The organism is Kurthia sp. ISK08, from assembly GCF_046159805.1.
Taxonomy (GTDB): Bacteria; Bacillota; Bacilli; order Bacillales_A; family Planococcaceae; genus Kurthia; species Kurthia gibsonii.
In genome coordinates this window covers 356,947-381,814 of sequence record NZ_JBJXHL010000003.1, presented here as the reverse complement: position 1 = coordinate 381,814, position 24,868 = coordinate 356,947, and the positions used below count along the sequence as shown (strand labels likewise).

Here is a 24,868-nt window from a genome sequence, read left to right as displayed (position 1 = left end):
AAATCATGTAAAACGAGCAGTTTTGTAAGGGGGACTTTTGAGATGTCAAATAACTTAATTTTTCAAATACAATTTAAATTATCTACACTATCCGAAGCAGAACAAGCTGTTGCGCACTATGTAATAGCTCATTCACAAGAAGTCATTTATTTATCAACGCAAGAATTAGCAAAACGAGCAGGAGTAAGTAATGCGACGATTACACGATTTTGTAAATCAGTTGGGGCAAAAGGGTTTCCTGATTTAAAAATTATGTTATCTGCAGAAAATTCACATGGGAATCAAGTACAACAAGAGATTAAAGCGACCGATTCACTTAAGCAAATTAAACACCAATTGAATCTTCGTATGACTGCAGCGCTAAATGAAACAGAACAATTAATGGATGATCATATCATTGAATCTTGTACGAAGTTATTAAAGAATGCTGATGAACTTGTCGTCTATGGCGTAGGTTCTTCTAATCTTATCGCACAAGATATAGCTCAAAAATTTATTCGACTTGGAAAATCCGTACTTCACACAGAGGATGCACATTTGATTGCGACAGCACTAACTGCTAAGCCGAAGAAAAAGGTAGGAATTTTCATTTCGAATTCAGGAGAAAGAAAAGAAACAAATACATTGGCTACAGTGTGTAATGAATTAGGCATTCCACTAATTAGTATTGTATCCAACCCTTCAAGTCGTTTAGCTTCCAAATCGACGGTTGTTTTAGTCCATAGTCAAATAGAAGGTATCGATATTATTCGTACTGCTGCGATTACATCAATTATTGCTCAACAGTATATTGTAAATTTATTGTATTATCATTATTTTATCGATAATTATGAAACACATGCGGATATGTTACATCAAACTAAGCAAATTATACATCATCACTTTGATTAAATCAGATGTGAAAAGAATTGCAGTTTTGTAATTCTTTTTATATTAATAAATAATTATATTATGTAAATTGTTTGAATGAAAATAAAGAAAAGTCGCACCATTGGACGACTTTTTCTTTGTTTTATTTTATTCATAAGTTACTTTATAATCTTCTGGCGCAATCCACTTCACTTTTCGTTCAAACAAACGAATGAATAAAAGGTTTAACACAATCGGTAAAATAATGAACAGTGTAGCTGCTAAAAACATACTCGTCGTACTCCATTGTTCAATGGATAAATATTTAAGGGGACCAACGAAGCCAGCTAATCCAAAACCAGCAGAATAGGGATCACCTGTAATATTGAAAACACCCGCTAACGCACCAAGAATGGCTGCTGTTAGTATAGTCGGTGAAGCAATTTTAGGTTTCATAAAGAAGTTACGCATTTGAATTTTGGCAGATGCAACGTGTGCTAATGCTGTACCAAAATTATTAGCACGATAAGAAGCAATCGCCATACCTACACCGGATGCACAGACACCTAGATTAGCTGCTCCAGCACTTACACCACTTAACATAATAACTGTAGCTACACCAATTGTTGAAATAGGTGAGATGATTAAAATAGAGAAAATCATCGCAATTAACATGCCCATTAAAACAGGTTGAAGATTTGTTAATGTCGCAATACCAAGTCCGACAACATCTGCTCCAGACTTTACATAAGGTAAGATAAATAAACCGATTAGACCTGGAATAAACAATGATAGAGCAGGCATTAGTAATAATGTATAATCTTTTAATTTATTCCCTAAAAATTGCACAAATACAACGGCTAAACCAGCTGTAATTCCGATGTTAATGACAACACCAATACCAGCAATCGTCATACCTGTTTCGCTAAATGTGATGACACCTGAACCTACCATTGTTGCTAGTCCAACACTCGTCATTTGAATCGGTGTGAGTTTAAATTGGATCCCGATCATGACACCAATAACGACCGGTAGTAAACTCATCGCAATTAATGTGACATTTAAAATGGTTTGTAAAAACGGTGCAATCGTAGGGAAGTGTTGAATCATCAGTTTCAGAATCTCCCCCACCAACGCATTAGGAATTAAACAAACGACAATACCTAAGCTCATTCCTGTTAGTAACTTATTAAAAAAATCTTTCATACGCTCAAACCCTTTCGAAGCAAACTGTTCTTTTAAAGTAAATTTAGTTTATATTGTCTATATATTTCAGTCAATACTGAAATATCAGAAAATTCTATATTTATAGAATGGAATAGATATTTAAGTCTTTTAAGAGAGATTTTGGTATGAAAAAAAGAAAAGTATTTTTGTAATATATAAATAAAATAAATTTATTATGTAAACTAAAAGGCTATACAGTCCATTTGTGTCAATTTTTCAATCAATAATAAGGGATATGATGCACGTCTTTTACAAAGACCTAAAATCATTAAGAGATTGCAAGTTTTTTTATTTACAATAATGATTTTGGGGTATATAAAATTAGTGTTTATACATGGATTGAACTATAAAAGTAGGTGATAATATGACATATCAATTTGAGGGGATTTATAATTTTCATGATTTAGGTGGACTAAAAAGTTCGGATGGTCGTAACGTGAAAAAGGGGCTTCTATTTCAAAGTGGCGATATTAGTAACGCAACGGTTCAAGATATTTATTACTTAAAAGAAGTATTAGGCATCAAAACCATTATTGATTATCGTAATGAGTATGAACAAAATGAAAAACCTTCTTTAAAAATCCAAGGAGTTCATACAATTCATTCACATGTATCCATGCCTACACTCACGCTTACAGAACTTTTACAAGATTATGAAGCGAGTACCCATTATTTTGAAGCACAAAATCGTATGCGTATTTATCGTGAACATCTTGCAAAAAATAATTCATACCGGCCTTTAATTGAAGTAATCCGACTGAAACAAGTTCCTTTACTTCAACATTGTATGTTAGGTAGAGATCGTACAGGAATAGGTGTATTTCTGCTCTATCTACTATTGGATGTACCATTGAAAACAATTGTCCAAACTTTTTTGGAGCGCCAGAAGAATGCTATCGAACAAATGCCTGAATGGTTAAAAGTAATGATTCGAAATCTACAGGGCCAAAAATTAGAAACGGATATGAATTATGTAAATGGTGACTTCCTATTAGTTGCATATGATGAAATTTTAAATGAATTTGATACAATTGAAAATTTCTTTTTAAAACAGTTTCAAATAGACAAAACAGAGAGAAAAGCAATTCAAGATTTTTATTTAGAATAATGGAGGCGTTTAAATGTTTTTACCATTCGAAGGAATCCCTAATTTTCGTGATTTAGGTGGTGTAACGACGATTGAAGGTAAACATGTGAAAAAAGGATTACTTTATCGTTGTGGAGAATTAAGTAAGAGTACACCGAAAGATTTGCAACAACTGCAAGCGCTTCATATTCGAACAATCATTGATTACCGAGATGAAAGTGAGATTGAAGCTCATCCGACACCAAGGATACAAGGTGTACATGACGTCCATGCGCCTGCTAGTCGATCGCAATTTAATCTTGCTTCGATTGAAGATTTAGCGAGCAGTGATTTATTGAAGCAATTGAATATGGATTTATTTAAAGAGTTTTATGCCAGTTTAGCATTTGAAAATCCTGCATATCAAACACTCGTCTCTATTTTAAAAGCATATGAGGGACCGATGATTCAACACTGTACAGCAGGAAAAGACCGCACAGGAATTGGCTCAATGATTACGTACTTGATACTTGGTGTTCCTTATACGACGATTGTCCAAGACTTTTTAGAAACTAATCAATATATGGAGAAACATCCACCATATTGGCAAAAACCTCTTGAATTAGCTGTAAAGGATCCAGAAATTTTGCAGATATTAGTAGGAGTCAATCAAACATTGCTCGACCATGTACATGATGAGATTTTAAGAAAATACGGTACGATTGAGATGTATTTAAAAGAAGAATATCATATTGATGAACAAACGAGAAAAGAGATTCAAGATTTCTATTTAGAGTAGCATAAGGGGGATTTTGAGATGAAGTGGCAAACAAGTGTAACGGAATTATTAGGAATTGAAAAACCAATTATTCAAGGAGGTCTCGCCTATCTTGGTTATGCAGATTTAGCAGCAGCAGTTTCGAATGCTGGAGGACTGGGCCAAGTGACAGCACTCAGTTTAGATTCTCCAGAAGATTTACGAAAAGAAATTCATAAAACACGCACATTAACAGATCGTCCTTTTGGTGTGAACTTTGCGATTGGACGACACCGTGAACATTACGAACCTTTTGTACAAGTAGCAATAGAAGAAGGTATTCAGATCATTTCGATTACAGGAGGAAATCCAAGTCCTGTATTAGAAATGGTGAAAGACACCGATATGAAGAAGCTTGTACTCGTTTCTTCTGTTAAATTGGCTTTAAAAGCAGAAGAAAAAGGGGCAGATATTGTTGTCGTTGTTGGACAAGAAGGCGGTGGTCACCTCGGTTTAAATGATTTAGGGACACATGTACTCGTTCCGCGCGTTGTCGATGCTGTCAACATCCCTGTAATCGCTTCAGGAGGCATTGCAGATGGTCGAGGTATCTTATCTGCTTTTGCACTAGGAGCAGACGGAGTTGAGATTGGGACACGTTTTATTGCGACAGAAGAATGTGTAGATGCAGCACCACTGTACAAACAAGCATTGATTGAACATGATGAAATGGATACGGTCGTTATTAAACGTTCCATTGGTGGTCCAGCGCGTGTGCTACACACACCATTCACAGATGAAATTTTAGAAATTGAACAAAAGACGCCTACATACGAGGCATTAAAAGATTATATTAGCGGCGCAGCAAATCGTCGTTATATTTATGAAGAGCAGCAAGATGGCTTTGGTTATGCGGGTCAAAGTATCGGCTTCATTCATTCCATTCCAACTGTGGCAGCTTTATTTGAGCAATTTGAACAGCAAATTGAAGAAGCAAGAACGCAATTAAATCTAAAAATAAAATAATATTCAGAAAACAGTTGCAATTCCAATTTGCTTACTGTAATATGAAGTTAACAAAAAAATCGTATCTCTTATCAAGAGAAGGCGAGGGACTGGCCCGTTGACCCTTCAGCAACAGACAATGTTAAATTGAACTGTGCTAAATCCTGTAGCGTAAGCTAAAAGATAAGAAGAGTTCCTTTGACTATTCAAAACCTCTTCTTATCAGGAGAGGTTTTTTTTTAGATTAAAAAGGAGTGATGTTATGAGCGAATCGGTTTTACAGCAAGATGTTTTACAAGCATTACAAACATTGAAAAAGCAGAAATGGGTGGACTTGACACATACCTTTAATAGCCAGTCACCTCACTTCCATGCATTCAATCCAGCAAAATTCGATACACTTTTTACACATGATGATGGCTTTTTTGCACAACAATTTTCTTTTGCAGGTCAGTATGGAACACATCTTGATGCACCGATACACTTTGTACGAGATACACGCTATATCGAGGAACTTCATCTTCAGGAGTTAGTACTGCCACTTATTGTTGTAGATATTACAGCTCAAGTACAAAAGAATCCAGGTCACACGGTAACGATTGAAGACATCCTCTCATTTGAGGATCAAAATGGCATCATTGAAGCCGACTCATTTGTCGCATTACGCACAGACTGGTCGAAGCGCTGGCCCGACCATGATATCTTTAATAATATTGATGAAGCAGGCGTGGCTCATGTGCCAGGTTGGTCTGTCGAAGTATTATCTTTTTTATTCAAAGAACGAGGCATTAAAGCGATTGGTCATGAAACATTTGATACAGATTCGAGTGAAGAATATCGAAAACATGGCTCATTAGCCGCAGAGTATTTCGTTTTAGAACAAGATACGTATCAAGTCGAACTTTTAACGAATTTAGATCAACTTCCGGCAAAAGGGGCAGTTATCTTTAATATCGTGGCTAAACCTGAAAAAGCATCTGGTTTTCCCGTACGCTCATTTGCGATTACACCGAATCAATAAAGGCTCATTTGTCTTAAACTATACAGACTCATTTGTCGTGGAAACACCTTGTCATCTCAAGGTGTTTTTTGTTTCAAAAATAATATTATTATGTAAACCAAATATTTTCGTTGAATTTTCAGAAAATGAGTTGACATCTTTTTTCATCTGTTATATATTAAGTACAACAAATAAAACTGTTATATAACAAAAGGAGAGATGTTCAATGGAACACTTTATGGAAGGTTATCAAATATATTGTCAGGCTTGCGAAAATTATGGGTTGGAGTCGATGAATTACCATTTATATGTCAAACAATTAACAGAGGAGCAATTGTATGCATTTAATGAGTATAAGAGAGACGCCACAATTCAAGAGATTAGCTAGGTATTAAACCTCTATTTTCCACTTAATGTGTAAAGTAGAGGTTTTTGTATGTCCTAAGACCTTCTTTTATGAAAAGTTATTTACTTTTTTTATAGAGTATGGAATACTTTCTATTAAGATAATTGAATATTCTTTCAGATGAGAGTGCTAGTTTTAGGCTAGATAATAGGGAAATTGGTGAAAATCCGATGCAGCCCCGCTACTGTAATATGGGATGAAATGACATATAAACACTGTGTTTATACGGGAAGTTGTCAAAGTAATGTGATCATAGAGCCAGGAGACCTGCTTTCATCATTCGTTTCAATCTTCGAGGGGTGGATTAGACGCACGTAAGTATAAATATTGTTACATAATTCTTCATGTCTTTAGAACGTGAGCTTTTCGTGTTAGCTAATCCTCCAAATCAAAACAATTTGGGGGTTATTTTTATGTTTAAATCAAAATGGGTGATTCCAGCAACATTATCAGCAGCTTTAGTCGTTTCAGCTGTACCAGCAACGGCTTTACAAGCAGAAGCAAAAGTACCAACAGTTAAAAAAGTTGATGTAGCGAATACATTAAAAGCAACATCGAACTATTATTATTCATTACCAGATGTATCAACACCAACTTACCAAAGTTCAGATGCAGTACTTAATTTTGCGCGTTCAAATTACGCTGTAAGTAAAGATTACTACACAACATTCTATAAAGATGTTGAACGTGAATTAAAGAAGCAAAAAGGTCAATTTAGTGGTTCGCCAGGCGCATTATCAAAAATAATTTTAGCGATTACTGCAATCGGTAAAGATCCGAAAAATGTTGCGGGTTATAACTTAATTAACTTATTAGGTGATAAATTAGTAGCAGGTAAAGCAGCGAAAAGTTTATACATCACAGATTATTTATATGTATTACGTGCTTTAGAAGCGAAAGATTATAGCTTCCCAGCAGGTGCAAAATACGCTGATTTCTCACGTAAATCTATGGTTGATTATTTAGTAAGTACACAATTTGAAAATGGTGGCTTCTCTTGGGCTGAAGATGTTGAAAATGGCGTGAGTGTCGACATGGCTGCGATGGTGTTAAGCGCACTTGCGAACTATGATTCAGATCCAGCTGTCAAAGCGTCAATTCGTAAAGGTTTAGATTATATGTCAAGCCAATTAACAGATGTTGCAGGTTATAATCCATGGGGCGGTAATAGTGTCGATTCACAAGCTCAAGTGGTCATCGCTCTAACAGAGAATGGCATTAATCCAAAAACAGCACGTTCATTTATTAAAAATGGTCACTGGGCTGTGTCAAATATGTTATTAAACTTTGATGCAAAAACAGGTGGTTTTAAAACAACACCAGATCAAAAAAGTCCACAACTATTTGCAACAACAAGTGCAATGTTAGGTCTTGTTGCGTATGATCGTTATGCATCAGATAAAAATACATTCTTTGATTTAGCAGATGCAAAAGCTTCTTCTTTAAAGTATGATACAACTGCACCAAAATCATTAAGTGTTACAAAAGTGGCGAACACAACAAAAACAATTTCAGGTACGACAGAACCATATGCAACGGTTACAATCTATAATGGTTCGAAAAAATTAGCAGCAGTTCAAGCAGATGCAAAAGGTAAATTCTCATATCCAGTAAAAACTGCGTTCAAAGCCAATGCGACAGTGAAATTCTATGTAACTGACTTAGCTGGTAATAAGAGCAAAGCCATTACACAAAAAGTGGCTGATCGTTTAACACCTGCAACACCAAAAGTAAGTAAGCTTGTAAAAGGCGCTAAAAAAGTAACCGGATCAACAACAAAAGGTGCAACAGTATATGCAAAAATTGGAAACAAAACATATAAAGCAACTGCCAGCACAAAAACAGGTTCTTTCTCAATTAAAGTACCAACATTAAAAGAAAAAACAAAAGTAAAAGTGTATGCGAAAAAATCAAATTACACAAGTAAATCCGTTACAGTTACAGTAAAAAGTAAATAAGATTTACACATAGCGAATAAGGGTTGCTCTAAGATGTAAATCTTGGAACAGCCCTATTGCTATCTTAAAAGGAGGGACAACATGAAAAGTAAAATTATACTATTTGCGCTATCTGCAACCTTACTTTTAACAGGCTGTAAAGTGCAAACCGCACAGCAATATGAAAATGAGCAAGAGGAAGAAGCAAAAAAAGTCGTTGTTCTAAATGACGAAGAACAGAAAAAAGCAAAAGAAAAAGAAGAAACAAAAGAAACGGCGCAAGATGATAAAGGTTCTGTAACGAAAGAAGTGGCTGCTACATCTGAAAACGACACGACAACGTCAACGAATTCGTCCGTTTCTACAGTGGAGAAATCAACATCGACACCATCTCAAACACAAAAACCAGAGGCAAAAAAGGAAACAACAACATCTAATAATACCTCTAAAGAACAACCAACAAAAACAGAAAAACCAGTCAAAAAAGACGAACCGAAAAAAGAAACGACGGTAACGAAAAAACCAGAGACAACGACTTCTATACCGAAGCCATCGACACCAAAACCGTCAACACCTGAAAAACCTGTAGAAAAACCAGCGAAAAAAGAATATGCAACGATTACAATTGGCATGCGCACATTACTAAATCCTGATCATTATGAGCTATTACCGAAAAACCTACAAAGTGAAAAATATGTACCAGCAAGTGGTGTACTATTAAATAACGCAAAAATTGAAGTTAAAGAAGGCGATACAGCTTGGGATGCCATTTCAAAACTACGTTCAAAATACGGTATTTATATTAATTACGAAAAAAATCCAATGTACGGTATTTATATTATCGGGATTAATCATATAAACGAAAAACAAGCAGGTTCATTAAGTGGCTGGATGTATACAGTTAACGGTGGAAAGGCACCTGTTGGCGTAGGTAATTATGAACTTGAAGATGGTGACCGCATTGAGTTGCAATATACAACTAATGGTGGAACGGACTTAGGGTGGTAGTTAGATGAAATCACTTCATGATTTTCACCCACTCGTTATTTTCAGTTACTTTTTCGCTGTTATTGGTTTAACGATGTTTTACATGCATCCTATTCTTCTTATGATTAGTTTTACGGGTGCAACTGTCACAAGCTTTCTTTTATTAAAGAAAAGTTTTTTGAAATCGATTAAATGGCTGCTTCCATTCATGTTGGTAGCAGCTATTTTAAACCCTTTACTCATTCATGAAGGCGAAACAGCGATTCTCTATATCAACGAACAACCGATTACAGTCGAAGCTATTGTTTATGGATTTGCTGCTTCTATCATGTTAATCGCCATTATCTTTTGGTTTAGTGCATTTAATGCGGTCATGACATCTGATAAATTTTTATATTTATTTACGAAAGTATCCCCTGCTGTGGCATTACTAATCTCATTAACGATGCGCCTTGTACCTCTATTCGGTCATCAAATTAAGAAGATTATGTATGCGCAACGTGCGATTGGCATGGACCCTAGTTCAGGTTCGGTTTGGCATCGTATTAAAGCTGGAACTCGTATTTTATCCATCCTTATCTCGTGGGCTTTAGAAAATGCAATTGAAACAGCTGATTCGATGAAAGCGCGCGGCTACGGATTAAAGGGGCGCTCAACTTTTTCATTATTTCGCTTTGATCGATTAGATGGGATTGCACTCAGCGGTATTTTCATTTTATTTATCATGCAACTGCTATGTAGCTATTTCGGTTGGAACGAATTCTACTACTATCCAACGTTCTCACCAATCGTATGGGACGGTTCGATGATTTTCATGACGATTAGTTATGGTATACTCGTGTCACTACCTATTTTTATTGAAGTACTGGAGGCATTCAAATGGCGCTCATTGAAATCAATCAATTAACGTTTAGTTACCCACTTGCAACAAAACCAACTTTAAAAAACATCTCTCTTGAAATTGAAGCAGGTGAATTCGTCGTATTATGCGGAACATCAGGATGTGGTAAGAGTACATTATTAAAGCATTTAAAACGTGAATTAACGCCACATGGTCAAATGTCTGGAACGATTCATTTCAATGGTGTCGCTTTACAAGACTTGCCTCAGCGTGAAGCAGCCAGTCAAATCGGTTATGTACTTCAAAAACCTGAACTACAAATTGTAACGGATAAAGTATGGCATGAATTGAGCTTTGGTCTTGAAAATCTGGGTTACGATTCTATGACAATCCGTCGTCGCGTTGCTGAAATGGCAAGCTTCTTCGGTATTCAAACATGGTTCCGAAAAAATACAACAGACTTATCAGGTGGTCAAAAACAGCTGCTCAATTTAGCGAGTATTATGGTGATGCAACCACAACTACTGATTCTAGATGAACCTACATCACAACTCGACCCGATTGCAGCGAGTGAATTTATCGCAACACTTCAAAAGCTCAATAAAGAACTCGGTTTAACGATTGTGCTGGTTGAACACCGATTAGAGGAAGTATATCCGATTGCAGATCGGGTCATTATTTTAGATGCAGGTGAAATTATTGCAAATGATACACCCATTAAAGCGGCTACACGTTTACGTCATGTTGATGCACATCATCCAATGTTGCTTGGTTTGCCAACACCGCTTCGTGTACATCATGCACTCAAGCAATCAGATGAAACACCTTTAACGATTCGTGACGGACGCACATGGCTTGAAAAGCATTACGAAAAAGACCATAAACAAATTCAAGAAGCAGAGCCTTCTGGTGAAGTCGTACTAGATGTACAAGATGTATGGTTTCGCTATGACCGTCATGCAGAAGATTTAATTCGAGGATTGAATTTTCAGCTCCATCAAGGTGAATTTCTAAGTATTGTTGGTGGAAACGGGACGGGTAAATCCACAACACTCGGCTTAATAACGGGGCTATTAAAACCGCATCGCGGAAAAGTAACAATCTTTAACAAGCCACTTAAAAAATATGCAAAAAAAGAATTGTATCAAGGTATGATTTCGATGCTACCACAAGATCCAACAACATTGCTTGTCGAAAAAGAAGTGCAACTTGAACTCGCCATGATGTCAAAAGATCAAGCAGCTATTGATCGCGTAATTGACTTACTTCAAATTCGCCATCTACTTGCTCAACATCCATATGATTTAAGCGGTGGTGAGCAGCAAAAAGTCGCACTTGGAAAAGTACTACTTAAAAATCCAAAAATCTTAGTACTAGATGAGCCAACGAAGGGGCTAGACGGTGAATCTAAACAAGTATTAGCTCGTATTCTACATGACTTACAAAGTCAAGGGACATCAATTTTAATGGTGACGCATGATGTCGAATTCTCGGCTGAACATGCAACGTCTTGTGCGATGTTCTTTGACGGTGAAATCGTCGCAAAAGGAACACCAGCTGCCTTTTACAGTGGTAATCACTTCTATACGACTGCGACGAATCGTATGTGTCGTCAATTATTTGAAGATGTTGTAACGACAGAGCAGTTAATTGCACGTTGTCAATCTCTACAAGAGGTGATGACACATGTCTAAAAAGGTCATTTCACTCATTATCTTTTTTGTGATTATTCCTATTGGGATTTTAATTGGAGCGACTTTATTAGAAGATGGAAAATACAATTTAATCTCCATGTTTGTCATGGTATTTTCTTGTATTCCTTTCTTTTTATCATTTGAAAGACGAAAACCCGATGCGAGAGAAGTATTAATTATCGCAGTGATGTCGGCAATTACGGTGGCAGGACGTGCAGCATTCGCCTTTATCCCAGCATTTAAACCGATGACAGCGCTTGTTGCGATTACAGGCTTTAAGCTTGGTCCAGAAGCTGGTTTTCTAACAGGGGCTGTATCTGCTGTTACGTCGAATATCTTATTCGGTCAAGGTCCCTGGACACCTTTTCAAATGTTCACGCTTGGTATTCTCGGCTACATTGCTGGATTACTCGGTAAAACGAACTGGATGGAATCAAAAATCTCATTACTGTTTTACGGGATTTTCTCAGGTATCATGTATTCGATGCTTATGGATATTTGGACGGTTTTATCGCTTGGTAACGGCTTTAGTTGGATTGTGTATGGTTCTAAAATCATCACAGCGATTCCATTCACTATTACGTATATGATTTCAAATGTCATTTTCCTGTGGTTACTTACAAAACCGATTGGTGATAAGCTAGAACGGTTAAAAATTAAATACGGGGTCATGCAGACGACCTAAATTAAAAGAGTAGCGTAGTAATCGCTGCTCTTTTTCAATTTTCAGGACAACTATTGAATACAGGACTTCATTTTTCATATAATGGAGTAACAACACTTTAAAGGAGGGTTTGGTATGAAAAGGTTATTATTGGCGGCAAGTTGTTGTCTAGGTCTCGTTATGACATCTTCCATAAGCGCTGCTGCAGAAGAAGTCATCATCTCTACACCACATCAAGACGTAGTTGATATGAAGAAACAGTTACCGAAAAACGCTGAAATATTGCCAGATTTACAACTCATCTTAACGGACCTTACAACAGCTGAACAGCGTACTTTTCACCAAGCTTTCCCAGATAGTACGATTGAAAAAAATACAGCTGTCACATTATTAAATGAACCGACGAAACCAACGTGGAATTTATCACTTCTACGTATTCCTGTCACACCTGCATCACTTTATACAGGGAAAAATGTGAAAGTAGCTGTTATTGATACCGGTGTAGCGACAATACCGAGTTTGCAACACGCCATCAAGCAACGCCTCGTATTTGCACCAGACGATCCGAATACAACTGTGAATGAAGCAGATTCGATTGACCGCGGTCATAACGGTTTAGGACATGGCACACTCGTTACGTCGATTATTGCTGCTAAGCCGCATCTACTTAATGGATTTTCGCAAGGGATTGCACCCGATGTTCAAATATATGCTTTAAAATATGCAGATGGCACAAAAAAAGGCTCTGCTTTTGATATTGTACGCGCCATTCAGTGGTCGATTGATCATCAAATCGATTTCATTAACTTATCTTCTGGACTTCCGAATGATTTAACAGCACTACATCAAGTCATCCAAAAGGCAAATAAAGCAGGTATCTTAATGATCGCTTCTACAGGCAATGATGGTTACTATGAAAAGGTTCGTTATCCAGCAAGTTATAAAGAAGTGGTCAGTGTTGGAGCGATTAATCGTTATCAAGATATTAGTAGTTTTTCAAATCATCAAGGACGGGTTGATTTTTTAGCACCTGGTGAAGATGTGCCAGCGATTAACCGTTCTGGTACAGTGAGTTATGTAACGGGTACGTCGTTTGCAGCACCGCATATTACAGGATTACTTGCTTTATTAAAAGAACGTTATCCGTACAGTTCAAATACGCAACTTGTTCAAAAGTTAAAACAGATGCAAAAAGAGAAGCCCTATCCGATTTTAGCGATAAAAGCACCTGTACTACTAGATAGAAAGCCCGTCATCTCAACAAGAAAAGTGACGGATCATGAAGCTTCTTTTTCACTAACAAATCGTAAAAAGGAAGACGTTATCGTATTACAAAATGAACGCGTGATTCAGCGCAGTAAAGCTAATAAATTAACCTTAAAAAACCTTCCTGCAAATAAAAAGCTAACTTTTTCATTCCGTTTTGTAAATGCTGACGGAGATTTTTCGGAAACTGTCACGACAACAATTCGAACAAAAAAAGATACCACAAAACCACAAGCTCCAAAACAGCTAACGGCTGATTTACTACCAACAGGACAAGTGAAATTAACGTGGAAGCAGTCGAGTAGTAAGGATTTTTTAAAAAATATTCTTTATATGAACGGAAAACGCATCAAAGAAACACGTGAATCGCAGGTTATTATACCGAAAATTAAAAAGAAAAAAGTCTATGTATTTGAAGTGAAGGCAGTCGATCAGGCTGGAAATGTCTCTAAATCGACTACTGTCAGAGTCATACGTTATCGTTAAAACATGGTAAACTAAAAGAAAAAGGAGGTTTCTAAACTGTGAAAGAGAAAACATTTCAAGATGCAGTAGGGTTTAGTGTAAAAGATACGATTGCATTATTCTGGCTACATGAAACCTCAACACAACCATTCTATGCAGCAGAGTTATATGAACAGTTCGTCGATCAGTTCCCAGGTCGCAAAGTAGGTTATGAATATGTGGCACGTGTTGCAAAGCAATTAGAAGGCGAAGGCGCTCTTTCTTCGTTCACCAAAGGTAGAAAGGTGTACTATGAAGCGACGACACTTGGAAAAGAGCGTCTTTTACGTTATCAGCAAATTTATTATGAACGATTCCATGAGATTGTTTTAATATTAGATCGCTTTTATTATGAATTGACGAAAAATGGAGAAAAGCCACCGAAGCCAGATCATCCATTACCGGAAGAATTTCGAGCTTATTTTTCAAAATTGATTTCGGTGAAAGATATTGTGCGCTATGTTACCTTTAAACTTGCGCAAACGAGAAGCAGTTTTTCAATGGCAGATGTTGCAAAGCAGATTGAAGACCTTTTCGGTTGGGGTCCTTCCAATAGCTATCTTTATACCGTTTCGTGGGAATTAGAAGAAAAAGGCTATTTAATCGGTTCATGGCCAGATGAAAAAAGAACCCGACGTGTCTTGCGCGGTACGGATGAGTCGAATGAATTTTTTGAAGTCATTGCACGTGATTTAACAGATCAAATTCGAACGAATCGCCGTTTTTTACATTACATGCTACAGTTTTTCCAAAAAAAGAAAGAATAATAAATTGAATTATATGACGATTCGTCATATAATGAGTGCAACACGTTGAGAAGGAGTAGTACATTCAATGTTACTTTTCAAGAGAGCTAACGGTTGGTGGAAGTTAGTAAAGTGCATGAATCGAATGGACCTTTGAGTGGTGCCTTGAACATGAAAGTAGAGACATCCGGCGGCAACCGTTACTTGCGAGAGGTGACATAGGTCACAACTGAGGTGGTACCGCGGATTGATTTCGTCCTCCATGAAGATTTTTTCTTCGTGGGGGACTTTTTATATGTTGAGGAAAAATGAGCTGAGTTGAGAGGAGTTTTTCACATGACAGAACAGACCGTATTACACAAGCAGTTAGAGTTAGAAGCAGATATGCTGACACCTATTTCGATTTATCACGCATTAGAGGGGAAGCAAAAAATTCTATTTGAATCTTCTGCAAAACATGAAGAGAGTGGTCGTTACTCTTTTATTGCTGCTTCACCTGTTGCAACACTAGTTGCGAAAAATCAGATTCTTACGTATAAAAAGGGCGATAAATGTATTGAATTGAATTCACTGCACCCTTTTGAAGAATTAAAAAAATTTCTTCCCTATGTAAAAGGGGACTATCCGTTTTCTTTTTATGGTGGAGCGATTGGCTACATCGGGTATGAAACTGCTTTTTATCATGAACAGATTGGTGATGTATTAGTTGATCCAATCGATATGCCCGATATGCATTTACTCTTTTTTGATACATTTGTCGTGATGGATCATGTTAAGCAGACATTAACGATTGCGACCATTGATTTATTTCAAGAAGGTTTAACAGAAGCGATTTTAGATGAACGAATTGAACGAATCCAAAAGCAATTAACGAAACCACTTCAACCTTTTTTAGAACAAGTGGATGCGCTTCAATTTATACCGAGTATGACACAAGATGCTTATTGCCAGATGGTAGAGGAAGGGAAACGTCATATTGAAGCAGGAGATATTTTTCAAATTGTACTATCTCAGCGTTTTTCAGCACAGTATGATGGGAACCCGATGGCACTTTATCGTCAACTGCGTACAGCGAATCCATCTCCGTATATGTATTATATTGACTTTGATGGTTATACAGTGCTTGGAACGTCTCCAGAAAGCCTTGTAAAGGTTTCAAAGCGTCAGGTGACGACAAACCCAATCGCTGGCACAAGACCGCGTGGAAAGGATGCTAAGCAGGATGATGTCATTGCAGAAGGTCTACTTCAAGATGAGAAAGAATTAGCTGAACATCGTATGCTCGTTGATTTAGGTCGTAATGATGTAGGGAGACTATGTGAGATTGGTTCTGTCAGTGTGCCAAAGTACATGGTAATTGAGCGTTATAAATATGTCATGCACCTTGTATCAGAAGTGACAGGAACCTTAAGACCAGCTATTCATCCACTAGATGTTGTGGCGAGCTGTTTACCAGCTGGTACGGTATCAGGTGCACCGAAAATTCGCGCCATGCAACTGATTAATGATTTCGAACATGTAAAAAGAGGCGTGTATGCAGGAGCGATTGGTTATCTTTCGATTTCAGGTGATTTAGATTTAGCACTTGCCATTCGTACGATGGTCGTAAAAGACGGGAAAGCTCATGTTCAAGCTGGAGCAGGTGTTGTACATCATTCAAATCCAATCAGTGAATATGAGGAAACATTAAATAAGGCAAAAGCTTTATTGGAGGTGATCTCATGATTCTACTTATTGATAATTACGATTCATTCACATATAACTTATACCAACAAATCGCCTCACTCGGTACGGAAGTAGAAGTTGTACGAAATGATGCCATAACAATCGAAGGGATTCGAGCGCTTCAACCACAAGCAATTGTCCTTTCACCCGGTCCTGGTACACCAGATGAAGCAGGGATTTGCCTTGAGGTCGTTACACAACTTCAAAAAGAGTTTCCCATACTCGGTATTTGCTTAGGGCATCAAACGATTGTGCAGGCTTTTGGTGGGGAAATTATACAAGCAAAAGAAATCATGCATGGACGTATGTCTCCACTCATGCATAAAAAGGAAGGACTATTAATTAACTGTTCTTTTGAAACCGAAGTGATGCGTTATCATTCATTAGTCGCAAATGGTGAAAACTTCCCGCATATATTACTTCATGTAGATGCGGTCACAGAGGACGGGGAGATTATGGCTTGTCACCACCGCTCATTACCGATTTACGGGCTTCAATTCCATCCAGAATCGTATCACACAGATGAAGGGAATCAGATGATTCAAGCTTTTTTAAATACAATTACACAAACCGTATAATAAAAAACAGGGCAAATGCTAGTAGTAGCAGCCCTGTTTTTTTATTATGGAAAATATAATTTACCTACATCTAAACTATTCAGTTCGTTCCACTTAATCCAAGAAAAAGCGAGTTCTTTTCCAACAGGAATGTAGAAAGCTTTTGCTTCATCTGTCACTTCGTCTTCTGTACGATTGAATTGTTTCAGTGTTTCTTCATAAAGCGCATCGTCTTCTGTTAATTCTGCTGCGTAAATCTCTTTATAAGCGAGCATCTTTGGTTGTTTACGAATTGCTTCTTCATCAAAGTCTGCGACTGCATGCGCTAAGTGACGTAGTGTATTGGTATCATAATAAATAATGAAGCCACCTACTTTAGGGAGTGCTTCTTTCATTTCATCTGGCAGAGCAACTAACATTTTCTCTGTTTCTTCAGTTAAACCATAATACTCAATTTTCGCAATTTCGATATGTAAGGCTGAAAGATAAGCTGCGACTGCTAATTTCTGATCTTGCATAAGATATGCTACTTTACCAAAAGCGCGATATAGGCGGCTATTTGAGCTATCTAATTGGATTGCTTTGACGTATGTTTCTAATGCTTCCGCATATGCCCCTTGTTTTTTTAATGTTTCTGCTTGCTCTGTATATTTCTCAACAGTTGTCATGTGTACCATCTCCTTTTTATTAGTATATCGAATATACAACACATACGGCATATGGAACAAGTGTTCTTATTTTATAAAAAAGGCATATTTACTAAAAAAATATCATTGAAGTGCATTATAATCTATTTTTCATACTATTTTATTAAAATAAAGCATAAAAAAAGTGACTTCTTAACATCGTATGAAACCACTATATGACGCTATCTGTGAAAAACTTCCTTTTTTATGCTATATACTTTATAATGAAACATGATATTCCAAAATTTTCAAAAATAAATTTAAAGGAGCGCTTATGCAAAAATTCTTATTGATTATTGTAGGTTCACTGTTCTTATTTTCCATTTTTTATTTTGTTGCGAATAGCGTTAATCAGGAAGAAATTCATGATATTCAAAAAATTTCCATAGAAGATATTCAAAATCTTCATGTTTATTCCGATATTGCAGATATAGAAGTGGTACCGACGAGTGATTTAAAATTACGCGCGAAGTTAGAGGGTAAGATGAATAGTTCTTTAGCTAAAAAGCTAGCGTACACAGTAGAGAAGCAGGGCGATACTCTAAAAGTAGAAGTTACACATAAAGAGGCGCTTCGTTATGCTTTTTTCAATATCCTACATAGCAAACTGAAGCTAACGATTGCTGTTCCTGAAAAGGAATGGAAAGAACTCTATGTTGAAAACACAGCGAATCAAATGATTGTCGAAGGAATATACGGAAATCATCTACAATTCAAACAGACATCAGGCAATATGAAAGTGCAAGATTTACAGGCACAAAATGTAGAGGTTTCTACAACCTCAGGTGTTATACAAGCACAAAATATCATTTCAGATCAACAGTCTGTTCGCCTTACATCAGGGGATGTATCACTCGAACAAATTGAAACGGATGATTTACGCATGAAGGCAACGTCTGGTACACAACGTCTCGTCGATGTTCAAGCGAAAAAAATGACAGCTGAATTAACATCTGGTGATATCCAAGTGAAGCAACTTTTAGGAGAAGAAGCTACATTAAAGCTAACATCGGGTACAGCTGATTTTACAATGGCTACACCTCTACAAAAGATGCTTATAAATGGAACGAGTAGTGATGTACGCATTCATTATACAGAACTTGTTCGCGACCTACGTTATACGCATGAAGAAACGTCAGGTGATGTCGTAGTTGATTTAACGAATGGTGAAAACTCAAAAGGTGCGTCAATCGTTGGAGCAGGTCAAAAACAATTAACAACAAAATTCACGTCAGGTACATTTTATGTAAGTGATACGAAAGATGGAGGGAAATAAGATGTTTGTATGGATTATCTTAATGAGTTGTATGCTATTAGTAAGCAGTATTTACTTCATTCGTATAAAAAGAAAACAACGCATGGTTAAACAACGGAATCACGCACAAATTGAAGCACGCTTTATGCAACGCAACCGATCAGCTAAAGGCGGAGCATACTAAATATAGCATTTATGCAGTTTGGACGAAGCAATTGTCTGAACTGTATTTTTTATTGGAAATAGAACAGAAGATTGCACGCTTTTTATTTCTTTTCTTTTTAGTTTACATAATATAAATTATAGGAAGTTTTGTATCATTAATAAGAATACTTATAATATTGAGATATTTGAAAAAAAACAATATGGTTGAATGAATTTTTCAACCATATTCCTTCGTTTGATTTATTTACGTGCTTGAATCAATGCCGATACAATATAATTTTCTAAATCATAATTCGGTTCCCAGTCACGTATGAATTCCTTCGATTCATCTTTTGGTTCAATTTGAATGTCTTTGAAGCCTGCATTTCGTAGCAATTCTTCATATGTCTCAATCGATATGGCTCCTGATATGCATCCTGAATATAATTGTAAATCTTCATGGTAACTTTCTGGTAATTCAGCTGTTAAAATCACATCTGAAATGGCTAAATAACCACCTGGTTTCAATACACGATAGGCCTCTTTAAATACTTGTTCTTTCTCTGGTGATAAATTAATAACACAATTTGAAATAATATGATCTGCTGTTTCATTGGCAATCGGTAAATGCTCAATTTCACCTAAACGAAACTCAACATGTGCTAAATTTGCTTTTTGAGCTTGTGCGCGAGCTTTTGCGATCATTTCATGTGTCATATCGACACCGATGACATGACCTGTCTCCCCTACCTTTTTAGCAGCTAAGAAGCAATCAAAACCACCGCCTGAACCCAAGTCGACAACGGTTTCGCCTTCTTTAAATTGTGCAATAGCATGTGGATTCCCACAACTTAATCCCATATTTGCTTCTTTTGGAATTTGATTTAATTCCTCGATAGAATAACCCATTTTTTGAGCTAACTCTTCCGGTGATTGCTGCAAGTTTTCTTCTGGATTACAGCAACTTACTGTATTCGTTGTACAGCAGTCATTATTTTGAGTCGCTACTTTTGCGTAATTCAAGCGAACTGCTGTACGAAGTTCATCTGATTTTTTCATTTCTTTTCCTCCTTAACAAGACGTCGGACTATAACCTTGTAATACAAGCCCCATCTGTCCATCTTCTTCCTCTGCATGAATTGTCACATCTTTTAATATAGGAATCACTTGATCTTGTATAGCAATCTCTAAACCATCTACAAGTTGAACCGTATCTTGCATAGTTGGTTCGGCAATTTCCACTTGAACATTTACACCACAACAACCTTCTGTACCATAAAAACGAAGCAATTTAGGCGCTTGTCCTTCCATAACTTGCATTAGATAATTTTTTCCTTCTATTGTTAAATTCATTATTTAACCTCTCCTTCTAGTTTCTTTAAACCTGTTTGACCGATAGGCTCCTCCATCAACCAAGGAACAACCACCATTCGTTTACTTTCTTTTTGAACTGCTTCAAGCCATTGCTGCTCCATTTGCTGTTTTTCTTTAAAAATAGGGCTTTCTGTAGCCACTGCAATAAAGCATTGATTCATAACCCAATAATCAACTGATAATCCAGCGCGTTCTAAATCAGTTTGTAGACGTGCTGCTTCAAGTACAGGTGTTGCTTCAGGCAAACTTACAATTAACACACGCGTATAGTCTGAATCACGTAGTTTTGGTAACAACTCAGAAACAGCAGGTGGAATCTCTCCTTGTGTACGATTCACTTCTTGATGATACGCTTCAGTCGCATCTAAAAGTAATAATGTATGACCTGTAGGCGCTGTATCAATAATGATTGTTTCATGCTCATGTGCTTTCACAACTTCAGCAAATGCACGAAATACAGCAATTTCTTCTGTACAAGGAGATGCTAAATCTTCTTTCACAAGTGCTAAACCATCTTCTGTCATAGTTTCTTCAGCTCTTTCCAAAACAGCTGCTTCATATTTCGCCAACTCTGCTTTTGGATCAATTCGACTCATTGTTAGATTAGGAAGTGTTTCATCTAGTGTCCAAGAAAGATGTGCTGCTGGATCTGTAGTTGTTAAATGAACCGATTGCCCTTCTTCTGCAAGACGCATAGCAATATAAGAAGCAACGGTTGTTTTACCAACACCACCTTTTCCCATTGTAAAAATAATATGTGGCTTTTCTCTCGTATACGTTTGAACCAATTCTTCTAAGTTTATATACGCATCAAACGATGAAGTTTCTGTATGAGCAAATGGAATTGACTCATCACGTAACCAACACTCTAAATTCGCTTGAGATGACAACGTATATGGTACATATGGAAGTGTGTATGTTTTTAAATGACGTAGAGCATGCGGCATATGCTGAAGGGCTGCTCGTTGACGATTTGCGAAAGCATGTTCCATCACATCATCACTCACTTCTTCAAAATAGCCATTGATGATTAATTGCTGATGCTGCATACCTAACGCATCTAATTCTTGAGATGCACGTGCAGCTTCTTTTAAAGGATTCCCATCTGGACGAGTTACAAGCCATAACGTCGTTTGATTTTTATCCATTAAACGCTCTACAGCTAAACGATACATGTCTCTATGTTCATTCAAACCCTTTAAAGGACCTAGACAAGAAGTGCCTGTCGTATTTTCATCTAAAAAATGTGTCCAAGCCGATGGTAATTGCAGTAAACGTAGTGTGTGCCCTGTCGGTGCTGTATCAAAAATAATATGATCGAAATCTTGAAGTAAGGTTTGATCCGTCAATAATTGAGCAAACTCATTAAATGCAGCAATCTCAACTGTACAAGCACCTGATAATTGTTCCTCCATATTTTGAATTAAAACAGGTGGGAGCTTTCCGCGATATGGTTGAATCATTTGTTCTTTATAATGAGCTGCTGCCTCTTCTGGATTAATATTTAACGCATAGAGTGTATCTGAAATATGGGTCGGCTCTCCATAAATCGTTTGTTGAAACACATCTTGCAGATTAGAAGCTGGGTCGGTACTAATTAACAGCACTTTTTTCCCTTCACGCGCCATTGAAATAGCTAATGCACATGAAACAGATGTTTTACCGACGCCACCTTTACCTGTTAAAAAGACGAAAGGGGTTGTAGGAAAATCAGCTTTTGTTAAACGTTTCACTTTGAAACATCTCCCTTAATGTTTAGACGAATTTTTGGTTTTTTCGCTAATTCTTCAGTAGGTATTCCCGTCCATTCAGAAAATTCCTCCGTAGTAGGATAGCGCCCTTTCACTGCTAGTAAACCATCTACAAGCGTAATAGGTAAACAATCCATACCTTCTTCCATAACCAATTGATTCACTTGTTGATTTTCAACAAAAACATCTGGATGATTCGTTACATTAAAGCGCTCTGCTGTAATTGTTGGTTGATTTTGTACATGATGCATAATAAATGAAATTCGCAGTAAATCTGTGTCAATCGATGGTCCACATAGACCTGTTGGACAACACATTGCTGGTTCATACATTTGAATGGCTTTCATAATCATCTAGCTCCTTTTCAACAAAATCTTGAATTCTTTTTTGGATTGCATCGCGAACTTCTTGAAAAACAGCCCACTTTTCTTCTTCTGTTCCTGTCGCTTTTGCAGGGTCTGTAAAACCCCAATGTTCACGTTTTACATGAGGTGGCGTTACAGGACATTTATCTGCTGCATCACCGCATAACGTTACAACTAATGTTGCCTGATTAAGAATTTGTGGGTCAATCACATCTGAAGTTTGCGTTGTAATATCGATTTGTACCTCTTGCATGGCTTTTACAGCTTTCGGATTCAAACCATGCGCTTCAATTCCTGCGCTTTTTACAGACCAATCAGTTGGTAGCAACTTCTTCGCAAAACCTTCTGCTATTTGACTTCGACATGAATTACCTGTACATAAAAAATAAAGAATTTTGTTCATTTTTTAAATCACCTCAAAATATAATAACTTACTTATATAATCATATTCTTATATGAAAAAGATGTCAATTTCTTTTCAACTATCTATGATATAATATTTTTTGGAAAGGATTGACATACATGAAAAAGAAATTACTTATTGGGATTTTAACAATCAGCATTGCTCTCAACTTCTTCCTACTTGGGAAATGGTATTTTTTTGAACGAGGCTATGAAGAAACAGAGAAAGAATATAAAATCTTAGGTGAAATGGTCGTTAAGACGATGGAAAGTGATGATTACAAGAAAATTGCAGAAAAAGAACAAATTTTATCTATTAACTATGGCGTAGATCGCTATAAAGGTGGCGTTTTCCCTTACTACATGTCTGTTTTTGTGAAAACAAAAGACAACAATTATATGTTTGATTGTGCAGATAAGACTTGTGAAAAGGTAGAAGTAAGCGGAGAAAGCTATTCCATTTATCAAGATGAGCCTCTAGCGTTACCACTTAAAAAATAAACAGAAAAAAACCAAAACTGTGCCGAAGCGCAATTTTGGTTTTTTCTTATGATTACATTATTTATTTACTTTTTTACCTAGAATAACGAGATCTCTTTTCATACCGTCTAGTTCAGCAACTTCCGGTAAGAACGCCCATTGTTCAAAACCGAAATGTTTAAATAGTTTCATACTCGGTTCATTTTGAGCAAAAATAAAGCCGAGTATGGTTTGAATGGATAAAGAAGGCGCTGCATCTAAAACGAATTGAATCGCCTTTTTGCCTAAGCCATGTCCTCTGAAGTCCGCATCCAAATAAATGCTCACTTCTGCTGTCGCATCATAGGCTTTTCGACCATAAAAATCTTGTAAGCTAATCCAACCACAAATATCGTTGTCTAATTCCATCACCCATAGTGGTCGGTGATCTGCTGTATGTGCATGAAACCAAGGTGTACGTTCTTCAACAGTGACTGCTTCTAAATCAGCTGTCACCATACGCCCTTCAATCGTTGAATTATAAATCGCGACAATGCGCTCTAAATCATCTAATTTTGCTATACGGAATGTTAGTGTACTCATGCTGTCTCTTTCTCCTTTAAACTGTTTTATAACCAATCGCCTGCTCCAAATGCGCTTTTACACGCAGCCAATCTTCACGTATAACCGAATAGACAACACTATTTCGAATATAACCATCTTTACAAATAATATGTTTACGCAGTACCCCTTCTTTTGTTGCTAAAAGCCCTTCAATAGCACGACAAGAGCGTGTATTTCGCTCATCTGCTACGATTTGAATCCGTTCAAGACCTTCTTTTTCAAAAGCATATTGAAATAATAGATACTTACAACGCTTATTCACCGAAGTGCCAAAATATGCGGGGGTTAGCCACGTGTAACCGAGTGTTGCAGCACGATTTTTAGTATCTATTTGATAAAAACGTGTTGAACCAATTACGCGATTCGACTGGCGATCTACAATTGCATAAGTTTGCTCCGTTTTCGATTTATGTAAGGCATCTTCAATATAAGCCTCTGCATCTTTTAATGATTGAATCGTATGTGCTGTATATGTCCAAATCTCCGCATGATTTCCTGCTTCAAATAAAGCTTCTGCATCTTCCATTACAAGTGGACGTAAATAAACAACATCATCTTCTAATTGACTAAATTCCAT

27 protein-coding genes, 2 riboswitches and 1 other annotated feature are annotated in these 24,868 nt (G+C 36.9%); of the genes, 18 read left to right on the top strand and 9 right to left on the bottom strand.

All coding sequences use genetic code 11. From position 1 onward, the window contains the following. Positions 1 to 42 precede the first annotated feature (42 nt). Positions 43 to 891, top strand: coding sequence for a MurR/RpiR family transcriptional regulator (locus tag ACKVQX_RS08550; RefSeq protein WP_068453372.1), 849 nt, complete (start codon positions 43 to 45; stop codon positions 889 to 891). Between the two features lie 126 nt (positions 892 to 1,017). Here the strand turns inward: ACKVQX_RS08550 and ACKVQX_RS08545 are convergent, their stop codons facing one another. Beyond that, positions 1,018 to 2,055 (bottom strand): PTS transporter subunit IIC, encoded by a 1,038-nt coding sequence (locus tag ACKVQX_RS08545; protein ID WP_409136200.1) that lies wholly within the window; start codon positions 2,053 to 2,055, stop codon positions 1,018 to 1,020. A gap of 385 nt (positions 2,056 to 2,440) precedes the next feature. Between ACKVQX_RS08545 and ACKVQX_RS08540 the strand changes: the two genes are divergently transcribed. The 14 genes from ACKVQX_RS08540 to ACKVQX_RS08475 all read left to right on the top strand — a co-directional run bounded on the left by ACKVQX_RS08540 (position 2,441) and on the right by ACKVQX_RS08475 (position 17,252). Next, entirely contained in the window at positions 2,441 to 3,184 is a 744-nt protein-coding gene (locus ACKVQX_RS08540; protein ID WP_285215003.1) for a tyrosine-protein phosphatase, read from the top strand. 13 nt (positions 3,185 to 3,197) lie between these two features. Then, positions 3,198 to 3,941, top strand: coding sequence for a tyrosine-protein phosphatase (locus ACKVQX_RS08535; RefSeq protein WP_325943091.1), 744 nt, complete (start codon positions 3,198 to 3,200; stop codon positions 3,939 to 3,941). 18 nt (positions 3,942 to 3,959) lie between these two features. After that, positions 3,960 to 4,925 (top strand): NAD(P)H-dependent flavin oxidoreductase, encoded by a 966-nt coding sequence (locus ACKVQX_RS08530; RefSeq protein WP_409136199.1) that lies wholly within the window; start codon positions 3,960 to 3,962, stop codon positions 4,923 to 4,925. 65 nt (positions 4,926 to 4,990) lie between these two features. Then, a riboswitch (SAM riboswitch) is annotated at positions 4,991 to 5,094 on the top strand. A 72-nt stretch (positions 5,095 to 5,166) separates the two neighbouring features. Then, positions 5,167 to 5,925, top strand: a complete 759-nt coding sequence (locus ACKVQX_RS08525) for a cyclase family protein (RefSeq protein WP_068453382.1) — start codon at positions 5,167 to 5,169, stop codon at positions 5,923 to 5,925. Positions 5,926 to 6,130: 205 nt separating this feature from the next. Next, positions 6,131 to 6,292 (top strand): transcriptional regulator, encoded by a 162-nt coding sequence (locus tag ACKVQX_RS08520; protein ID WP_068453384.1) that lies wholly within the window; start codon positions 6,131 to 6,133, stop codon positions 6,290 to 6,292. A gap of 125 nt (positions 6,293 to 6,417) precedes the next feature. Continuing rightward, positions 6,418 to 6,600: riboswitch (cobalamin riboswitch) on the top strand. A gap of 123 nt (positions 6,601 to 6,723) precedes the next feature. Continuing rightward, a complete protein-coding gene (locus ACKVQX_RS08515; RefSeq protein ID WP_325943093.1) occupies positions 6,724 to 8,268 on the top strand; it encodes an Ig-like domain-containing protein in 1,545 nt (514 codons plus the stop codon). Between the two features lie 81 nt (positions 8,269 to 8,349). Beyond that, positions 8,350 to 9,255, top strand: coding sequence for a DUF4430 domain-containing protein (locus ACKVQX_RS08510; RefSeq protein ID WP_409136198.1), 906 nt, complete (start codon positions 8,350 to 8,352; stop codon positions 9,253 to 9,255). Positions 9,256 to 9,259: 4 nt separating this feature from the next. Next, on the top strand, positions 9,260 to 10,141 hold the full coding sequence (locus tag ACKVQX_RS08505) for an energy-coupling factor transporter transmembrane component T (protein ID WP_285216393.1): 882 nt from the start codon (positions 9,260 to 9,262) through the stop codon (positions 10,139 to 10,141). Continuing rightward, the gene (locus ACKVQX_RS08500; RefSeq protein WP_409136197.1) at positions 10,114 to 11,769 is read left to right on the top strand and encodes an ABC transporter ATP-binding protein; all 1,656 of its coding nucleotides are present in this window, start codon (positions 10,114 to 10,116) and stop codon (positions 11,767 to 11,769) included. The genes ACKVQX_RS08505 and ACKVQX_RS08500 overlap by 28 nt, the downstream gene beginning before the upstream one ends. Next, positions 11,762 to 12,454, top strand: a complete 693-nt coding sequence (locus ACKVQX_RS08495) for an ECF transporter S component (protein WP_082701415.1) — start codon at positions 11,762 to 11,764, stop codon at positions 12,452 to 12,454. Before ACKVQX_RS08500 ends, ACKVQX_RS08495 begins: the two co-directional genes overlap by 8 nt. A 114-nt stretch (positions 12,455 to 12,568) precedes the next feature. Beyond that, the gene (locus ACKVQX_RS08490; protein WP_121177218.1) at positions 12,569 to 14,185 is read left to right on the top strand and encodes a S8 family serine peptidase; all 1,617 of its coding nucleotides are present in this window, start codon (positions 12,569 to 12,571) and stop codon (positions 14,183 to 14,185) included. Positions 14,186 to 14,223: 38 nt separating this feature from the next. Then, complete coding sequence (locus ACKVQX_RS08485) at positions 14,224 to 14,970, top strand: hypothetical protein (protein WP_336663930.1); 747 nt, start codon at positions 14,224 to 14,226, stop codon at positions 14,968 to 14,970. A gap of 36 nt (positions 14,971 to 15,006) precedes the next feature. Then, positions 15,007 to 15,213: a binding site (T-box leader), on the top strand. 72 nt (positions 15,214 to 15,285) lie between these two features. Next, a complete protein-coding gene (gene trpE / locus ACKVQX_RS08480) occupies positions 15,286 to 16,674 on the top strand; it encodes an anthranilate synthase component I (protein ID WP_068453398.1) in 1,389 nt (462 codons plus the stop codon). Then, on the top strand, positions 16,671 to 17,252 hold the full coding sequence (locus ACKVQX_RS08475) for an aminodeoxychorismate/anthranilate synthase component II (protein WP_087680779.1): 582 nt from the start codon (positions 16,671 to 16,673) through the stop codon (positions 17,250 to 17,252). Before trpE ends, ACKVQX_RS08475 begins: the two co-directional genes overlap by 4 nt. Positions 17,253 to 17,296: 44 nt before the next feature. Here the strand turns inward: ACKVQX_RS08475 and ACKVQX_RS08470 are convergent, their stop codons facing one another. Further along, positions 17,297 to 17,899 carry a tetratricopeptide repeat protein gene (locus ACKVQX_RS08470; RefSeq protein ID WP_285216387.1) on the bottom strand — a complete coding sequence of 201 codons (603 nt, stop codon included), beginning with the start codon at positions 17,897 to 17,899 and terminating at the stop codon, positions 17,297 to 17,299. 292 nt (positions 17,900 to 18,191) lie between these two features. Between ACKVQX_RS08470 and ACKVQX_RS08465 the strand changes: the two genes are divergently transcribed. Together ACKVQX_RS08465 and ACKVQX_RS08460 are read left to right on the top strand one after the other, a co-directional pair. Beyond that, a complete protein-coding gene (locus tag ACKVQX_RS08465) occupies positions 18,192 to 19,193 on the top strand; it encodes a DUF4097 family beta strand repeat-containing protein (RefSeq protein WP_068453404.1) in 1,002 nt (333 codons plus the stop codon). A 1-nt stretch (position 19,194) separates the two neighbouring features. Further along, the gene (locus tag ACKVQX_RS08460) at positions 19,195 to 19,356 is read left to right on the top strand and encodes a hypothetical protein (RefSeq protein WP_156422351.1); all 162 of its coding nucleotides are present in this window, start codon (positions 19,195 to 19,197) and stop codon (positions 19,354 to 19,356) included. A 221-nt stretch (positions 19,357 to 19,577) separates the two neighbouring features. On the opposite strand, the gene ACKVQX_RS08455 is transcribed toward ACKVQX_RS08460, so the two are convergent. From ACKVQX_RS08455 to arsC, 5 genes are read right to left on the bottom strand one after another with little or no spacing between them, the layout of a single operon-like run. After that, positions 19,578 to 20,375 carry an arsenite methyltransferase gene (locus ACKVQX_RS08455; protein ID WP_068453406.1) on the bottom strand — a complete coding sequence of 266 codons (798 nt, stop codon included), beginning with the start codon at positions 20,373 to 20,375 and terminating at the stop codon, positions 19,578 to 19,580. A 12-nt stretch (positions 20,376 to 20,387) separates the two neighbouring features. Next, the gene (locus ACKVQX_RS08450) at positions 20,388 to 20,669 is read right to left on the bottom strand and encodes a Fe-S cluster assembly protein HesB (protein WP_068453408.1); all 282 of its coding nucleotides are present in this window, start codon (positions 20,667 to 20,669) and stop codon (positions 20,388 to 20,390) included. After that, entirely contained in the window at positions 20,669 to 22,423 is a 1,755-nt protein-coding gene (gene arsA / locus ACKVQX_RS08445) for an arsenical pump-driving ATPase (protein WP_368634110.1), read from the bottom strand. The genes ACKVQX_RS08450 and arsA overlap by 1 nt, the downstream gene beginning before the upstream one ends. Then, complete coding sequence (gene arsD / locus ACKVQX_RS08440) at positions 22,420 to 22,788, bottom strand: arsenite efflux transporter metallochaperone ArsD (RefSeq protein ID WP_068453412.1); 369 nt, start codon at positions 22,786 to 22,788, stop codon at positions 22,420 to 22,422. Before arsD ends, arsA begins: the two co-directional genes overlap by 4 nt. Further along, complete coding sequence (gene arsC, locus ACKVQX_RS08435; RefSeq protein ID WP_368634109.1) at positions 22,766 to 23,209, bottom strand: arsenate reductase (thioredoxin); 444 nt, start codon at positions 23,207 to 23,209, stop codon at positions 22,766 to 22,768. Before arsC ends, arsD begins: the two co-directional genes overlap by 23 nt. Before the next feature lie 119 nt (positions 23,210 to 23,328). Here arsC and ACKVQX_RS08430 point away from each other — a divergent pair, with 119 nt between their 5' ends. Next, positions 23,329 to 23,709 carry a hypothetical protein gene (locus ACKVQX_RS08430; protein WP_285216380.1) on the top strand — a complete coding sequence of 127 codons (381 nt, stop codon included), beginning with the start codon at positions 23,329 to 23,331 and terminating at the stop codon, positions 23,707 to 23,709. Positions 23,710 to 23,766: 57 nt separating this feature from the next. On the opposite strand, the gene ACKVQX_RS08425 is transcribed toward ACKVQX_RS08430, so the two are convergent. Together ACKVQX_RS08425 and ACKVQX_RS08420 are read right to left on the bottom strand one after the other, a co-directional pair. After that, complete coding sequence (locus tag ACKVQX_RS08425; RefSeq protein WP_087680768.1) at positions 23,767 to 24,270, bottom strand: GNAT family N-acetyltransferase; 504 nt, start codon at positions 24,268 to 24,270, stop codon at positions 23,767 to 23,769. Between the two features lie 16 nt (positions 24,271 to 24,286). Next, complete coding sequence (locus tag ACKVQX_RS08420; protein WP_285216379.1) at positions 24,287 to 24,868, bottom strand: GNAT family N-acetyltransferase; 582 nt, start codon at positions 24,866 to 24,868, stop codon at positions 24,287 to 24,289.

Coding starts and splice junctions, on each gene's coding strand:
- ACKVQX_RS08550 (WP_068453372.1), top strand. CDS start 43: ATGTCAAATAACTTAATTTTTCAAATACAATTTAAATTATCTACACTA.
- ACKVQX_RS08545 (WP_409136200.1), bottom strand. CDS start 2,055: ATGAAAGATTTTTTTAATAAGTTACTAACAGGAATGAGCTTAGGTATT.
- ACKVQX_RS08540 (WP_285215003.1), top strand. CDS start 2,441: ATGACATATCAATTTGAGGGGATTTATAATTTTCATGATTTAGGTGGA.
- ACKVQX_RS08535 (WP_325943091.1), top strand. CDS start 3,198: ATGTTTTTACCATTCGAAGGAATCCCTAATTTTCGTGATTTAGGTGGT.
- ACKVQX_RS08530 (WP_409136199.1), top strand. CDS start 3,960: ATGAAGTGGCAAACAAGTGTAACGGAATTATTAGGAATTGAAAAACCA.
- ACKVQX_RS08525 (WP_068453382.1), top strand. CDS start 5,167: ATGAGCGAATCGGTTTTACAGCAAGATGTTTTACAAGCATTACAAACA.
- ACKVQX_RS08520 (WP_068453384.1), top strand. CDS start 6,131: ATGGAACACTTTATGGAAGGTTATCAAATATATTGTCAGGCTTGCGAA.
- ACKVQX_RS08515 (WP_325943093.1), top strand. CDS start 6,724: ATGTTTAAATCAAAATGGGTGATTCCAGCAACATTATCAGCAGCTTTA.
- ACKVQX_RS08510 (WP_409136198.1), top strand. CDS start 8,350: ATGAAAAGTAAAATTATACTATTTGCGCTATCTGCAACCTTACTTTTA.
- ACKVQX_RS08505 (WP_285216393.1), top strand. CDS start 9,260: ATGAAATCACTTCATGATTTTCACCCACTCGTTATTTTCAGTTACTTT.
- ACKVQX_RS08500 (WP_409136197.1), top strand. CDS start 10,114: ATGGCGCTCATTGAAATCAATCAATTAACGTTTAGTTACCCACTTGCA.
- ACKVQX_RS08495 (WP_082701415.1), top strand. CDS start 11,762: ATGTCTAAAAAGGTCATTTCACTCATTATCTTTTTTGTGATTATTCCT.
- ACKVQX_RS08490 (WP_121177218.1), top strand. CDS start 12,569: ATGAAAAGGTTATTATTGGCGGCAAGTTGTTGTCTAGGTCTCGTTATG.
- trpE (WP_068453398.1), top strand. CDS start 15,286: ATGACAGAACAGACCGTATTACACAAGCAGTTAGAGTTAGAAGCAGAT.
- ACKVQX_RS08475 (WP_087680779.1), top strand. CDS start 16,671: ATGATTCTACTTATTGATAATTACGATTCATTCACATATAACTTATAC.
- ACKVQX_RS08470 (WP_285216387.1), bottom strand. CDS start 17,899: ATGACAACTGTTGAGAAATATACAGAGCAAGCAGAAACATTAAAAAAA.
- ACKVQX_RS08465 (WP_068453404.1), top strand. CDS start 18,192: ATGCAAAAATTCTTATTGATTATTGTAGGTTCACTGTTCTTATTTTCC.
- ACKVQX_RS08460 (WP_156422351.1), top strand. CDS start 19,195: ATGTTTGTATGGATTATCTTAATGAGTTGTATGCTATTAGTAAGCAGT.
- ACKVQX_RS08455 (WP_068453406.1), bottom strand. CDS start 20,375: ATGAAAAAATCAGATGAACTTCGTACAGCAGTTCGCTTGAATTACGCA.
- ACKVQX_RS08450 (WP_068453408.1), bottom strand. CDS start 20,669: ATGAATTTAACAATAGAAGGAAAAAATTATCTAATGCAAGTTATGGAA.
- arsD (WP_068453412.1), bottom strand. CDS start 22,788: ATGAAAGCCATTCAAATGTATGAACCAGCAATGTGTTGTCCAACAGGT.
- arsC (WP_368634109.1), bottom strand. CDS start 23,209: ATGAACAAAATTCTTTATTTTTTATGTACAGGTAATTCATGTCGAAGT.
- ACKVQX_RS08430 (WP_285216380.1), top strand. CDS start 23,329: ATGAAAAAGAAATTACTTATTGGGATTTTAACAATCAGCATTGCTCTC.
- ACKVQX_RS08425 (WP_087680768.1), bottom strand. CDS start 24,270: ATGAGTACACTAACATTCCGTATAGCAAAATTAGATGATTTAGAGCGC.
- ACKVQX_RS08420 (WP_285216379.1), bottom strand. CDS start 24,868: ATGGAATTTAGTCAATTAGAAGATGATGTTGTTTATTTACGTCCACTT.